The 12,743-nt window shown below is 62.0% G+C and carries 14 protein-coding genes; 5 read left to right on the top strand and 9 right to left on the bottom strand.

Translation table 11 applies throughout. The features are described 5' to 3' along the window. Positions 1-30: 30 nt before the first annotated feature. The 6 genes from ACYVGE_RS01415 to ACYVGE_RS01390 form a co-directional block, all read right to left on the bottom strand. Positions 31-810, bottom strand: a complete 780-nt coding sequence (locus tag ACYVGE_RS01415) for a hypothetical protein (RefSeq protein ID WP_460726398.1) — start codon at positions 808-810, stop codon at positions 31-33. Between the two features lie 136 nt (positions 811-946). Next, entirely contained in the window at positions 947-3,418 is a 2,472-nt protein-coding gene (locus tag ACYVGE_RS01410) for an Ig-like domain-containing protein (RefSeq protein WP_460726396.1), read from the bottom strand. A 210-nt stretch (positions 3,419-3,628) separates the two neighbouring features. Beyond that, entirely contained in the window at positions 3,629-3,904 is a 276-nt protein-coding gene (locus ACYVGE_RS01405) for a hypothetical protein (RefSeq protein ID WP_460726394.1), read from the bottom strand. A gap of 211 nt (positions 3,905-4,115) precedes the next feature. Beyond that, on the bottom strand, positions 4,116-4,256 hold the full coding sequence (locus tag ACYVGE_RS01400; RefSeq protein ID WP_460726392.1) for a hypothetical protein: 141 nt from the start codon (positions 4,254-4,256) through the stop codon (positions 4,116-4,118). Positions 4,257-4,556: 300 nt separating this feature from the next. Continuing rightward, complete coding sequence (locus tag ACYVGE_RS01395; RefSeq protein ID WP_460726390.1) at positions 4,557-5,537, bottom strand: YeeE/YedE thiosulfate transporter family protein; 981 nt, start codon at positions 5,535-5,537, stop codon at positions 4,557-4,559. Between the two features lie 164 nt (positions 5,538-5,701). Next, positions 5,702-6,166 (bottom strand): MarR family winged helix-turn-helix transcriptional regulator, encoded by a 465-nt coding sequence (locus tag ACYVGE_RS01390; RefSeq protein WP_460726388.1) that lies wholly within the window; start codon positions 6,164-6,166, stop codon positions 5,702-5,704. Between the two features lie 335 nt (positions 6,167-6,501). Between ACYVGE_RS01390 and ACYVGE_RS01385 the strand changes: the two genes are divergently transcribed. From ACYVGE_RS01385 to ACYVGE_RS01375, 3 genes are all read left to right on the top strand, one after another. Then, positions 6,502-6,939 carry an Ohr family peroxiredoxin gene (locus ACYVGE_RS01385; RefSeq protein ID WP_460726386.1) on the top strand — a complete coding sequence of 146 codons (438 nt, stop codon included), beginning with the start codon at positions 6,502-6,504 and terminating at the stop codon, positions 6,937-6,939. Between the two features lie 72 nt (positions 6,940-7,011). Further along, positions 7,012-7,797 (top strand): (S)-acetoin forming diacetyl reductase, encoded by a 786-nt coding sequence (locus ACYVGE_RS01380; protein WP_460726384.1) that lies wholly within the window; start codon positions 7,012-7,014, stop codon positions 7,795-7,797. Between the two features lie 176 nt (positions 7,798-7,973). Further along, positions 7,974-8,249: a hypothetical protein gene (locus tag ACYVGE_RS01375; RefSeq protein ID WP_460726382.1), complete on the top strand. Its 276-nt coding sequence runs from the start codon at positions 7,974-7,976 to the stop codon at positions 8,247-8,249. A 25-nt stretch (positions 8,250-8,274) separates the two neighbouring features. Here ACYVGE_RS01375 and ACYVGE_RS01370 read toward each other — a convergent pair whose 3' ends face one another. From ACYVGE_RS01370 to ACYVGE_RS01360, 3 genes are all read right to left on the bottom strand, one after another. Next, positions 8,275-9,456 (bottom strand): patatin-like phospholipase family protein, encoded by a 1,182-nt coding sequence (locus tag ACYVGE_RS01370; RefSeq protein ID WP_460726381.1) that lies wholly within the window; start codon positions 9,454-9,456, stop codon positions 8,275-8,277. Then, the gene (locus ACYVGE_RS01365) at positions 9,453-9,815 is read right to left on the bottom strand and encodes a nuclear transport factor 2 family protein (protein ID WP_460726379.1); all 363 of its coding nucleotides are present in this window, start codon (positions 9,813-9,815) and stop codon (positions 9,453-9,455) included. The genes ACYVGE_RS01370 and ACYVGE_RS01365 overlap by 4 nt, the downstream gene beginning before the upstream one ends. Before the next feature lie 107 nt (positions 9,816-9,922). Further along, the gene (locus ACYVGE_RS01360; RefSeq protein WP_460726377.1) at positions 9,923-10,531 is read right to left on the bottom strand and encodes an FMN-dependent NADH-azoreductase; all 609 of its coding nucleotides are present in this window, start codon (positions 10,529-10,531) and stop codon (positions 9,923-9,925) included. A 446-nt stretch (positions 10,532-10,977) separates the two neighbouring features. Here ACYVGE_RS01360 and ACYVGE_RS01355 point away from each other — a divergent pair, with 446 nt between their 5' ends. Together ACYVGE_RS01355 and ACYVGE_RS01350 are read left to right on the top strand one after the other, a co-directional pair. Further along, positions 10,978-11,403: a DoxX family protein gene (locus tag ACYVGE_RS01355; RefSeq protein ID WP_460726375.1), complete on the top strand. Its 426-nt coding sequence runs from the start codon at positions 10,978-10,980 to the stop codon at positions 11,401-11,403. A 223-nt stretch (positions 11,404-11,626) separates the two neighbouring features. Then, positions 11,627-12,550, top strand: a complete 924-nt coding sequence (locus ACYVGE_RS01350) for a LysR family transcriptional regulator (protein ID WP_460726373.1) — start codon at positions 11,627-11,629, stop codon at positions 12,548-12,550. Positions 12,551-12,743: the final 193 nt, after the last annotated feature.

The following is a 12,743-nucleotide window of genomic DNA, read 5'->3' as shown; positions in this document are numbered from 1 at the left end:
ACCCACCCGAGGAGCTGGCGTCGTGCCGGCTCACACTTTCGGCACCGTCGCGAATTGAGCCGTCTTGGCCATGCGGCGTGCACGGCGTCCGGTGTGGCCTTGCTTGATGGCCCGACGTTTCCTGGCCAAGGCATCGCCTTCGTGCTCATAGGTCAGGTTGTCGGCCTTCTTCGGATCGAAATAGCCGATGTAGCCACCATGCGCCACGCCGAACGAAGGCAGGTGGTGGAGCGTCTTGCCTCGAGTGACGGCGCCCATGAAGTTGTTGCGCGAGCCCGATTCCGAGGAAGGCGTGAAGTACAAGGGCAGCACGAAATCCGAGACGCCGATGCCGTCGATCGGGTAGGACTGCGCCTGCACGGCGTCGCACATCTCGAACCAATGGAACACGTCGCGGTCGCGCCCTTCAGGATGCGGGCCCTGCACGACCAGATTGATCTGCGGATCGGCAATCATTTCCAGCGCTTCATGGGAGAGGCTGACGCTCCAGTCCTCCTGCAGGCCTTCGCTCAGATCCAGATACACCACGCCCGCCGGGACGCCACGGAAGTCCGCGTCGTGCGCACCGGCCAGCTCCTCGTTGAACTTGTCCAGCACGTACAGCACGCCGTCGCCGCGCATATCCAGCGGATCGAACCTGAAACGCTGTTTCCCCTTGTGGGCCGTGTGCCCCTCCAGGCGGAGCGTCGCGCCGAAGCCCCAGTAGGGCTCGAAATCGCGCGCGATCTGGACATTGATCGCCCGGATCACCTTCTGCATATGGATGTCGCTGATGGCCCCGTGACTCAGATTGAATACCGAAACGATCATGACCTGCCCTCCATTGGCTCGACACTCGGGGCCAACGTCAGACGCAGGACAGGGAGGCCAAAGCCCGCCACCCAGCCAAGGGCGCCAGGTCGAACCACGACCTGGCGCCCCATCTCCTGGTCAGTGAGCCGACCGCCTACTTCGTGGTCAAAGAGACATCATCCAACAGGAAAGAAGTAGCCACCTGGCTACCTTCGATACCTTCGAAGTACACCCTCACTGTCTGCCCCTTGTACGCCGACACATCGAAGGTCCGCTGCACGTAGGTGCTGCCCTTGTTGAGGTTGGAGTACGTGGCCAAGGCGGTTAGCACGGCGTTGCTGGTATTGCGCAACTGGATCTTGAGTGTGTCGTAGGCCGACGTCGTGGTGGTTTCGTCGCTGTCCACGCGCAGCCAGAAGCCCAGCGTCGCCGTGGCAGCCGTGCCTGGAATCGCCACCGTCTGGTACGCGTAGTCGGTATGCGCCGACCCGTAGCCATCGAGCCATGCCTTCCAGGTCCCGCCGTGCGCGGCATAGCTTGCATCGTTGGTGATCACGCCACTGGACGCGGTCCAGTTGGTCGAGCCGGATTCGAAACTTCCATTGACCATGCGCTCGACAGCGGAGCCGTTGTTGACGCTGAACAGCACGGCACTTGAAGTGGCGTTGTTTCCCGCGGCGTCGTAGGCCTTCGCGGTCAGGCTGTGCGTCGCGTTCGACAGCGTGGTGGAGTCCAGCGCCATCGAGTAGGGCGAGGTTATGTCGTTGCCCTTGAACGTGCCATCGACATAGAACTCGACCTTGTCAACACCTACATTGTCGGACGCGGTGGCCGCCAGCGTGATGGTGCCGCTGCTGCCGGATTCGGAGGCGCTCACCGTCGGCGGCGTGACGTCGGCCGGACCGCTGCCCTGGCTGACCCACACCGGTGCGGACCACAGGCGCAGGCCGTTGGCCTGGGTGACGAGCGCGTAATAGAAGTGCTCGCCATTGGCCGGGGTGAAGCTGTAGGTGTCGCTACCTTCGGTCAGCTGCGTCACCGTGCCGTTGCGACCGGGCACGCCTTCGAAGAACTGCACGCGCTGCACGGTCTGGCCATTGGTGCTGGCGTAGTTGGCGGTGAGTGTCAGCGCACCGTTGTTGGTGAAGCTTTCGCCCATCACGTGCCCGTTGCCGGTAAGCACAAGCTGGCCGGCCTTGTCCTCGGTGGCGAAGGCGCGACGGGCACGCAGGGCATCCAGGAAGTTCGTCATGTCCAGCGCCGCCGCCGTGGGCAGCAGCACGCCGGTGCGGTTGGTGAACGACAGGCCCCAGTTGGCACAGTGGTTGTCCTGGTCGCTCGATGGCGCGACGTGGTAACCCGCTTCCAGCAGCTTGTTCCAGGCTCCGACATAACTGCTGCGGCCGGTTTCGGTCTGCGTGGTATTGGTCGAGAAGGCCGAGCTGTTGAGCACCTCGGCCATCACCATCACGTCGGCGCCGTTCGCGTCGTAACCCAGCGCGGTGCCGTTGACGAGGAACTGGCCAGTGGTCGCGGGGTGGTTGAACTGACCGATCCAGCCGCGGCTCTTCATCGTCGCGTAAAGCGCCGGGTAGTCGCTCTTGGCGGTGTAGACCTCGCCGATCAACTGGTTGGAGCCGTTGTATTCCCACTCGGCCAGGGCATCGGGGTTGAACAGGTTGAGGTGCCCGCCGTTGCTGATCACACCCCACTCCAGGCCGTACAGCGCCATGAAGTTCGGATGCGCCGCGCGGTAGTCGCTCGCCTGTTGCAGGCCGCTGTGGAACATGTTGATCGCCGTTGCCGGCACCGCCGATGAATTGGTGCCAGTCGAGCCGTCGAACATATGGTTGTGCTCGGAGGTGAGCAGGAAGTCGCCGCCGGCCTGGTTCTGCATCATCGCGTAGGCGTCGCTCGGGCCCATCGTGCCACCCTGCGGCACTTCCGAGCCGCTGCACTGCGCCACGGGCGTGCCACCGTCGCTGTGATTGGTCTGGCTATGGAGGTTGCCGTAGTAGATCGTGTAGGGAAGGCCGCTATCGGCAGGCACGGACTGAGCGGTGATGTTTTGGGACGAGAGCTTTGCATCGCGCGAACTCACCTTCAGTGCCCTCATCGACCTCGTCGACGCGGCATGCACGGTGCCGACCATTACGTCGTAGCTCTGTTCGATGATCTCGTCCGCGAACGCGATCATCGACATCTCGACGCGATCATCCACCGTGAGTGCAGTGTCTTCGGCCTGGTTCATCGCCGGGACCGCGCGCAGGCGCAACGTGTAATAGCCATCGGTCAGTGGCTCCCCGCTGGCGCCACGGCCGTCCCAGCTGAGATGCACGAGCCCTCGATGTTTGTTGAACGGCGCGATACCGGCGTAGTGACGCACGACTCGGCCGTCGGCTGACAGGACATCGAGCGTCCATGCAGCAGCCACGGAGGCGCTGGAGTATGGGTAGTCGAACATCAAGCGAACAGGAACCTGCCCGCCCTGGGCCTTGAAAGGCGCCGCCAGCATGGCGTTGAACTCCGCATGATCCGGATGGACGAACTCGCCGGCCGAAACGGTACCGCACAGCATCATCAGCGCCGCGGCGAGCGTTCGCCGGCGCACAAAAAAGGTGTTCATTGATTGGTTGCTCCCCGGGAAGCGCATCCGTGCGCAAGAAGTCCTCGGCCCGCTCGCACCCTGCCAAGAACACGCGTCAGAATGATGACAACGCGTAGCTCGCCGCTCTCGCGAAGGCAGGTCGCTCTATCGAGGCGTTCTGCAGGGCCTAGGGAGCAGGCCTCTCCCCTACACGATTCCCGGCTATGGCCTGCTCACGCGCGCAGCGAACTAATCGCCTTCGCCGTAATGGGGACGCGGCTGAGATGAGGTCCACCTGCGTTCCAGCAGGTGGAGGGTATAGAGCGGGAAGGCGTGCTTGCGCAGCACGGCATTGATGCGGTTACACACGTACTGGTCGTCGTCCTCGCCGGTCACGGACAGGATCGAGTTCGCGTGGCCGTTGCAGTAGGCGACAAGTTCGTCCAATAGGCGCGACAGGCATTGCTCGAAGCTGTCTATCAGCGCATCGAGTTGATCGCGTCGTTCAAAGGAGAATTTGTCCACACTTGAGATTCCCATATACAACTCTTGTCATGGCGGCGCCGCGATCCCTTGAGGGCCGCGGATTCGATGCCCGACTGATGCATCGAGGGAGAAGAACTTTCACTGCATCAGCCGGCCACCGTTTGATACGCATTGGCCCTCCTCGAGATGACTTGGAAACGACACATCCGAGGCATGCGGCCAGGAGCGCGACGACATGCCTCGGAACCACCTAGGTTATGAGCAGCAGGATCGGTGCGGGACCGCTGGTCGCCAGTGCCCAGAACACACCGGCGACCAATGCAATCCCCAACACCGCCCGTTGAACGTATTCCAGTTTGTCGGTAGAGCGTTTTGGTTTTCCGGCGGTCATTGATGCGTCTCCTGCTGCGACACCAATGAAACGCTTCCGCCAGGACGTGATCTGCGATTCGCATCACGCACCACGGGAAATCAGACTTTTCCCCATATCGCCTATTACGCGACCCGGCGACTCGGCGATAGGGCCTTGTCGGCGAGCGCAGTCTCCCCTCATGCAGCGCATTCAAAGGGAGGTTGGACCGCTTGGCAGCCTTCGCGATGCACGCTCAGAGTCAGCTCATGCGGCGTTCTTTCGGATCCGCAAGATGGTGTCGCGCATCGATGTGGACGACGCGCGGGCCCATTCTCATCGCTAGCCGTCGCCTCGCTCGTGTTGCCTTTCGGCATCCCGGTTGACCCGGGTTCCACTCGCACGTGCAAGGACGGTTGCGATGTAGATGGTCATGCACATGCTTGCGAAAGCGATCCAGGCGTATGGCCGTAGCAACGGCATTCCGATCAGGATCAGACCGTCACTGTTGCCTGGGACTAGTGTCGCCCCGACGCCCATCAGGCCACCTCCGAGCAGGCAGCGTCCAGCAGTGACACCTTTTCGTGGCTTGATGCCGGACTCCCCGGCCGTCCAGCCGCCAATCAACGCGCCCATGAATAACGCAACGAAAAGCAGCAGGCTCGGCACCATTTCAAAGGTCGCGCCGCGCGCCAACCGACCCAGCGTGTCGGTATAGGACCAACCACCTACCGTCACGAACACGACCAGAAAAGACAGCCCCATGATGGTTGTTGCGACATGAGGCGACCAGATGTAGCGCATTGGCTTGACGCCTGTACGCCGGATGCTCCGGCCGTGCGTAAGCAGCCGCACGATGAACACGACTATGCATGCGGTCATCAGCCAGGCCGACGCCATCAGGATGATCGATGGGTCATCCAATCGCTGCGGGGCGGCCAGCCACACCATCGCCAGACTGCCAAGGAAAAAGCCGGCGAGCGTAGCCAGGTAAGCCCATTGCCTGGCACCAATACCCGCAATGGTGCCTACGGCGCAGGTGCCGTTGATGAATGCCCCGATTCCGAGGAGCACGCCGCCGACGACCGTGGTTGTACTGGCTCTATAGCCCTGGGGCGCGTGTGGAAGCAGTCCTGCTGCGTTGAGGATTATCAGGCCGCCACCGACCCAGAGCGAGGCTTCCAGGAGTGCCGCCAATCGCCGATACCGGCGCTCGACGACGATCTCCCTGATTGCACCCACGGTGCATATGGGACCGCGCTGATTGGCGAATCCCAGCAGGCCGATCGCGGCCAGGCCAATCACGAAGGATGTGACGTTCATCAGGAGAGCCTCGGTCCGGCGTTTGCCGGGGGATCTCTTCGTTGTGGGCTTCGGCGCTACAGCCGCGTTTCGCGGGCCAGTTTCCGATCGCTGGGGTAATCCTACTCATCACTTCCAACCGGACAACAATCTTTCGATGGCCGTCCGGTCAATATCCAGCTTACTCAACCGGCGTGATCAGCTGTCTTCAGAAGGCTGTTGCGGAGCGTGACGACCTCCCTTTGCAACCTGGAGAAATCCTTGGCGCTGAGTCCAGTCGCACCGTTCAGATCAGCAAGCGCCTTGATCGCCCTTTCGCGCAGTCGCCGTCCGCCCTGCGTTACCTGAATACGCACCTGCCGTTCGTCGGCCGGATCGCGCGCGCGTTCTACGTAACCCATCGCCTCAAGCTTCTTCAGAATGGGCGTGAGGGTGTTGGACTCGAGGAAGAGCTTCTCGCCGAGGCCACTAACGGTCTGGTCACTCTCTTCCCACAGGGCGACGAGGGTGACGTATTGCGTATACGTGAGCCCGAGTTCATCGAGGATTGGCCGGTAAATCTTGCCGAAAGCCAGGTTCGCCGAGTAAACCGCGAAGCATAGGAACTCGGACAACTTCAGATCCGACCCCTGTTTGGTTTTTGTATTCATCTCCGTCTCGCTGTTAGAGAGCCGGGCCATACTATATAGCGCATGCGATACAATCGCAAGCGTAAGGCTCCATCTGACCGGATCGGACTTGCGGCGTCCCAGCCACGGCCATTCATGACACCTGCGCCAGCCCTGGCCCCGGATCCTTGACTTCGCCACTGCTGATCAGCATGATCATCGAATCGCATGCGCTTTAATCGCATACGATGACTGGAAGATGAACGACAACGGGCCGCCACCTTGCAATGAGTTCGGTACAGGCCTAACCTACATCCATCGCATACGATTTAAACGGATGCGCTGCAACACCCCTCCCCCAAGCTGAGAAATCAATCATGAACAAGACCCAGAAAATCCTCTTCACCGGCAAGACCCACACTACCGTCAGCCGCGGCTCTGATGCCAGCCACGGCAACGTGGACCTGAGGCTGTCTTCCCCTGGCGGCACCGATCAGGTGTTCGAGGGCGTCGCAAACCATCCCCTCGCGGAAAAACTGTTCGCCGGTGCCTGGTCGGCCTGCTACATCGGCGCACTCGCCCTTGTGGCTGCCCAGAAGAAGATCACCCTTCCGGACGACCTCTCCGTCGACGTCAAGATCGAGCTTGTCCAGGCCGGAAACGAGTATGTCCTGCAGGCCGGGTTCGATGTCCGCATGCCTGGCTTCGAGCAAGAAGTCGCCGAGCAGATCGCCCACGCCGCGCATGAAGTCTGCCCGTACTCCAAGGCTACCCACGGCAACATCAATCTCGCCCTGAACGTCACCACGGCGTAACCCAACAACGTCAAGGGGAGTGGCCGGCTCAATGGGCCGGCCGCCTCCCGAACATAAGCAGGAGAAATGAACATGGCACGCATTGCCAATGGCAAGGTCGCCCTGATTACCGGTGCCGGCCAAGGCATCGGACAGGCCATCGCCGAGCGGCTCCACGCCGACGGCTTCAAGGTGGCGGTTGCTGACTTGAACATCGAAACCGCGAACAAGGTGGCCGACCGGCTCGGGGGCAAGCAGAACGGCGCACTCGCCCTCCAGGTCGACGTCGCCGATCGCGACAGCGTTTTCGCCGTGGTTAACCAAGCGGTGTCTGAACTGGGTGGGTTTGACGTCATCGTCAACAACGCCGGCATCGCGCCGTCGTCCCCGATCGAGGAAATCACCCCGGAGAGTATCGAGAAACTCTTCTCCATCAACTTCAACGGAGTCGTCTGGGGTACGCAGGCCGCGACCGCTGCGTTTCGATCACTCGGCCACGGTGGCAAGATTATCAGCGCGGCGTCCCAGGCCGGACACATCGGGAATCCCGGCATCGCCTTGTACTCAGCCACCAAGTTCGCCGTGCGAGGCTTCACCCAGACGGCCGCGCGGGACCTGGTGAAGCACGGCATCACCGTCAACACCTACGCCCCTGGCATTGTCAGGACGCCGCTGGTCGAGGACTTGGTGAAGGAAACCGCCGCGGCCGCAGGGAAGCCCGAGGCATGGGCCTGGGAGCAGTTCACGAAGGGCACCGCCCTCGAGCGACCGTCCGAACCGGCGGAGGTGGCGGCTGTTGTCTCCTTCCTGGCCGGCCCTGACTCGAACTACATCACCGGTCAGTCGATCCTGGTCGATGGCGGAATGGTCTTCAATTGATTGCCTCGCTCTCAGTCTTCTAAGCATTCCTGAGTTGCGGCGAGCGTTCCCCACTTTTACGGCCCGCCTCCACCCGTCCCTAGCGTGCCGCCCCCCTCGGTCGCGTTCGGGTGTGGGCGGGCCACCTTACAGACGAAGAAATCCGTCTTACGCACCCCTGCACATGGCATCCGCTCATGACTACTGAACAAACCGGCTACCACCCCATCAACTGCGAGTTCCACGACCTGCTCGAAGACCTCGCGACTCTGCGCAGGTCAGCGAAGATCGGCTTCGTGGATGAAAGCGGCCTCACCCAGCATCGCGATGCCGTGATTACGGACGTGTTCGCTCGCGATGGCGCGGAGTACGCCTCGTTGTCCACGGGCGAGACCCTGCGTCTCGATCGCCTCGCGGAGGTTAACGGTGCACGCCTTGCTGACTACGGGGAGAGCTCGATATGCGCGTTTTAGTCGTCCACCTGCCAGCGGGTGAAGACTAGCCCAGTGGCGCCTTGAGCCAGGGATAGCCATTGGCGCCTTGATGATAGGCGTAGTCGAACAGACGCTTCATGTATTCGCTATCGAATTTCTGATCATGTGGATGATTGAAGTCGGAACCGACATGGGCAAGGTAAAAATTCGCCCCATCCATCTGGGCGGTGTGAAAGATCCGATCCAGGTCGTTGATGCCCTGGGACTGGATCAATGCACTGATCGCCCGGCTCCCGATGCCCAAGGTGCGGCGTTTCGTCTCGGACCAGTCGGGTTGGAGCTTTCCATTGCGAATGACGTAGACATTGCGTTCCCGCCGAAACAGGGTTCCGGTAGCCCTGTTCAACTCCTCGATCGTGCGCGATGGGTAGGCGAATACCTGTGCGAGCACGCCGCCATCGACATGCATTTCCTGAAATCGTTCACCGTCGACTTCCACGTCGATCATCACGGGTGAAACCGCGCCAGGAATACTCATCGAGGCGATCATGACGCTGCGAAAAAGGTCCAATGCGCCTGGCGCGGCGCTGGACGCGATAGCGCCCATGTTCCAGGTCACCGGTCGTCCGGAATCCAGGTCGGTCGTGCCGATCTGCAGGACACGCCCTTTGCCGTACTCCGTCGCAATGGCCGCGAGCAACTCCGGGGTGACATGGCTCGCAACCAGTCGCGCGAGCGGCTTGCTGTCTGCCATGCCATCGCTGGCGAGGCGGGTGAACAAGCTGCGCGGATGAAATACGTCCTTTGGGCCTATCGAGGTGGCGATGTGCCGGATGACGTCATCGTACTTGGGCCCTAGAAATGCGAACGGGGCAACGAGCGCGCCGGCGCTGATCCCTGTGACAACACGAAACTGCGGTCGCGTTCCATGCGCGCTCCACCCGGCCAACAGCCCCGCCGAAAATGCCCCGGTGTCGCTGCCGCCGGAAACTGCGAGCAGGTTCAGCGGGAACTCGTCGATCTGCTTTCCAGCGTTTGCGAACGCTGCGGTCTCGCGCTGATTGTCCTCGATCACGCTTTCAATGAACGGTGCCAGGTCGCGGTCCATCCAGAAGCGGGCGTTGGCGATGCCCGGAATGATCGCTCGCTCGGTCAAGGCTGGCGGCACGGCGTGCCGCCGCGGCAGCAGCGCTCGCAAGAGCGCGTCGACGGTAAAGGAGAAAGGCCTGGACAGGAATGCTTTCAAGGAAGTTCGTCGAAGAACAGGTAGACGGTGGCGATCTTGCCGTCGCGAACGACGATGAAATCGGTCCCGGCATAAGCGGGTGGCTTGCCAGGACTTCCCGACACCCACCGGACCCGACAGCCATCGCCCACCTCTTCGGGCGGCGAGAGCGGCTGGTACTGGAAGTCAGGATGCGTCGCCTTGATCACGCCTGCGATGTGATCGATCGCTTCCCGGCCACGGTGCGTGCCGTTAGGTTCGCAGAACACCGCATCGTCGTGGAAGATCTCTTCAATCGCCGCACGTCGACGCACGGGGTCGATCTCTCCAAACACGTCGTGGAGATTGCGAAGCAACAAGGTCGATGCAGATTGCGGCATGGTCTACTCCGTGTGCTCAGACATCCGGATCCGTGTGCGCGTGGTTGACGAATTTCTCACCTGGATCTGGCGATACAGGTTACTGCCAGGAGCCGCCTGAAGATGCCTCAGGCGAACGCCGCCGCGATCTCGGCATTGGCTCCTTGCAGCGCCTGCGTCCGCGACTCGTCGCCCATCGCCAGGCCTTCCGCACGAACGAACTGAAGATCCGTGACTCCGAGGAATCCGAACACGCTCTTGAGATAGGTCTCCTGATGGTCCATGGCAGCCATGGGCGTATCGCTTGCGTAGACACCGCCGCGCGTCGATGCGACCAGGACACGCTTTCCACCGGCCAACCCTTCCGGGCCATTCTCGGTATAGCGGAAGGTCTTTCCGGCCACCGCGATCCGGTCGATCCATGCCTTCAATTGGCTCGGGATGCTGAAGTTGTACATCGGCGCACCGATGACCACGACGTCGGCTTCGAGGAAGGTTTCGAGATCGCCTGTGCCTGTGTCGACGTCCTTCTGTAGCTCGGACGATTCGGGATTTACGCCCTGCGCCGCGGCGAGATGTGTTCCGGCGAGATGATGTACCGGCTGCCCAACCAGGTCACGGTAGACAACGTGCGCGTCCGGATGCTTTTCGCGTGCCGCGTCGACGAGCTTCGCCGTCAACTGCCGGCTGACGGAATGCTCGCTGAGGATGCTGGAATCGATGTGAAGGAGTTTCATGGTGTTGGCCTGGAAGTCGAGGGATGGAACGCCCCCTAGGCGACGTTCCCGCCAGGAATCTATGAATCCCCTCCGCGAGCCACTAGGCGGCGCCATGGGATTTCACTCGTCCAACAAAGAGGGCAATGCGGACAAGACCGCATTCCTTGGTGCTCCCCTGCGCTGGCGCGGGCTTTGGCCGGGCCAGTACCCGACGCCATGTCTCCCTCCCGGGATTTCCGCGATTCGTGGACGGGTGAAATCCCATTGCACCGTCTAGTGGAGCAATTACCTCAGCCCTACAGTTTCGCCACGCAAACCGGCTTTCACTGTCAGGGAGCCCCGATCGTTACGGGCTCTCCATGAGGGACGCAGGTTGGCGCAGGCATCCGCCTTGGGGCGAACGCCTCTAGTGGTTCACCTCGCTTGTCACGCCATCCATCTCTCAACACAAAGGAAATCCTGAAATGTCTGCTACCTCTTCAACGCTGGTCGCTGCCAAGAGCTCGACCACCCTGCACAACACTGCCGAACTGCTTGGACGCTTCTTGCTTGCAAGCCTGTTTCTGATGTCGGGCATCGGCAAGATCACCGCCTATGGCGCAACCGCTGGCTACATGGCTTCCCAGGGCGTCCCGGGCATCCTGCTGCCCCTCGTTCTCCTGATCGAGGTTGGCGGCGCCCTTGCCATCATTGCCGGCTGGCATACCCGCGTCGTTTCGCTGCTGTTGGCGGGCTTCAGCCTGCTGGCCGCCCTGCTCTTCCACAACAACTTCGCCGATCAGATGCAGATGATCATGTTCCTCAAGAACGTATCCATCACGGGTGCATTCCTGATGCTGGCCGCGAATGGAGCCGGGCGCTTCAGCCTGGATGCACGCGCCGCGAAGTGATCAGCCTCAACGGGACCGCTCGGTCATGACGCCCGATCCCATTCCTGTCGATGTGGAACAGGCTGCGGTAAGCGAAATGCGCAGCGTGGATGCGACAGGCGTCCACGCTGCGCCAGCGCCACGACAGGGACGCCTCCGGAGGTGGCCTCGTGCGGGGAGCCCTCGGCTCAGGGACAATGCTTCCACCTCCGACACTGCGGAGGCTTCCGCCCGGAGGCAGTCCATGGTCGATCTCAACGACATCGCCCTGTTCGTGCAGGTGGTGAAGGCCGGCAGTTTTGCAGAGGCCGCCCGGCGGGCGGGCGTTCCGTCGAATACGGCGAGTCGCCGCATTCAGCAGCTGGAGGAGCAATTGGGTCTGCGCCTGCTGCATCGCTCGACGCGGCGCCTGACACTGACGGACGCAGGCGAAGCGCTCTATGCGCGCAGTGCAGACCAGGTCGAAGCGCTGTCGGAGGCCACGCTGGAACTGGCGGAGGGCAGCCACATCCCCAGCGGCAAGGTGCGGGTGGCCGCGCCGGCGGATTTTTTCAACTGGTTCGAACTCGCATGGGTGAGGGAGTTTCTCGCGGACCACCCGAAGGTGCGGCTGGAATTCGCGCTCAGCGATGCCCGCGCGGATCTCGTCGCGGCGGGTATCGACGTTGCCATCCGCAGCGGTGTGATCACCGAGCCCACCCTCGTCGCACGACGCGTCGGTAGTAACCGCGCCCGCCTGATGGCGAGCCCTGCGTATTTGGCCGCGCATGGGATGCCGCAATCCTTCGAGGAACTGGCGACGCACGACTGCATTGCGATGCAGCCTGCCTCGGGCCGAATCATCTGGCGCCTGGATGGCCCGGATGGCCAGGTCGAGACAGAGGTTCGCGGCCGCTTCCACGCCAACGCGGCGCTCGCACTGCTCAAGGCGTGCGTCGCCGACATGGGCATTGCCCTGCTGCCTGACGTAATGACCACCCAATATGTACGAGACGGCCAACTGGTCCAGGTCTTGCCCGATTACCGCGTTGCGGGCCTTGAGCTGTTTCTCGTGTACCAGAGCCGGCGGCAGCTGCCGCGTGCCGTGAGCGCATTCATTGAGTTTGTATTGGCCAGGATGGTCGCCTCCGGATTAGTCGAGGCTGAGACTTCTGCTTTGCAAAGGTAGCCGAGCGCGCAATCAACGCGCGTCCCCAGCTCCCTGGCACGCATTGCCCGCCTGGCGCTCGCCCCCAATCACAACGCCGCCGTCGCGCAGCAGCGTGGCCGGGCATTCGTCTCTGAGCGTGGCCATTACATCCACCCGTGGCTGGATGAAATCCGCCTACGACGACTACTGAACATGACGTGCGCTCCCTAGA

It is taken from the genome of Lysobacter rhizosphaerae, assembly GCF_054779795.1.
This window is presented reverse-complemented; position numbering and strand designations above follow the sequence as displayed.

What these genes read in the sequence shown, in the direction of transcription:
- ACYVGE_RS01380 (WP_460726384.1), top strand. Translation starts at nt 7,012, where the DNA reads ATGGCACGCATTGCCAATGGCAAGGTCGCCCTGATTACCGGTGCCGGC.
- ACYVGE_RS01365 (WP_460726379.1), bottom strand. Translation starts at nt 9,815, where the DNA reads ATGCCGCAATCTGCATCGACCTTGTTGCTTCGCAATCTCCACGACGTG.
- ACYVGE_RS01395 (WP_460726390.1), bottom strand. Translation starts at nt 5,537, where the DNA reads ATGAACGTCACATCCTTCGTGATTGGCCTGGCCGCGATCGGCCTGCTG.
- ACYVGE_RS01410 (WP_460726396.1), bottom strand. Translation starts at nt 3,418, where the DNA reads ATGAACACCTTTTTTGTGCGCCGGCGAACGCTCGCCGCGGCGCTGATG.
- ACYVGE_RS01390 (WP_460726388.1), bottom strand. Translation starts at nt 6,166, where the DNA reads ATGAATACAAAAACCAAACAGGGGTCGGATCTGAAGTTGTCCGAGTTC.
- ACYVGE_RS01385 (WP_460726386.1), top strand. Translation starts at nt 6,502, where the DNA reads ATGAACAAGACCCAGAAAATCCTCTTCACCGGCAAGACCCACACTACC.
- ACYVGE_RS01400 (WP_460726392.1), bottom strand. Translation starts at nt 4,256, where the DNA reads ATGACCGCCGGAAAACCAAAACGCTCTACCGACAAACTGGAATACGTT.
- ACYVGE_RS01350 (WP_460726373.1), top strand. Translation starts at nt 11,627, where the DNA reads ATGGTCGATCTCAACGACATCGCCCTGTTCGTGCAGGTGGTGAAGGCC.
- ACYVGE_RS01355 (WP_460726375.1), top strand. Translation starts at nt 10,978, where the DNA reads ATGTCTGCTACCTCTTCAACGCTGGTCGCTGCCAAGAGCTCGACCACC.
- ACYVGE_RS01360 (WP_460726377.1), bottom strand. Translation starts at nt 10,531, where the DNA reads ATGAAACTCCTTCACATCGATTCCAGCATCCTCAGCGAGCATTCCGTC.
- ACYVGE_RS01375 (WP_460726382.1), top strand. Translation starts at nt 7,974, where the DNA reads ATGACTACTGAACAAACCGGCTACCACCCCATCAACTGCGAGTTCCAC.
- ACYVGE_RS01415 (WP_460726398.1), bottom strand. Translation starts at nt 810, where the DNA reads ATGATCGTTTCGGTATTCAATCTGAGTCACGGGGCCATCAGCGACATC.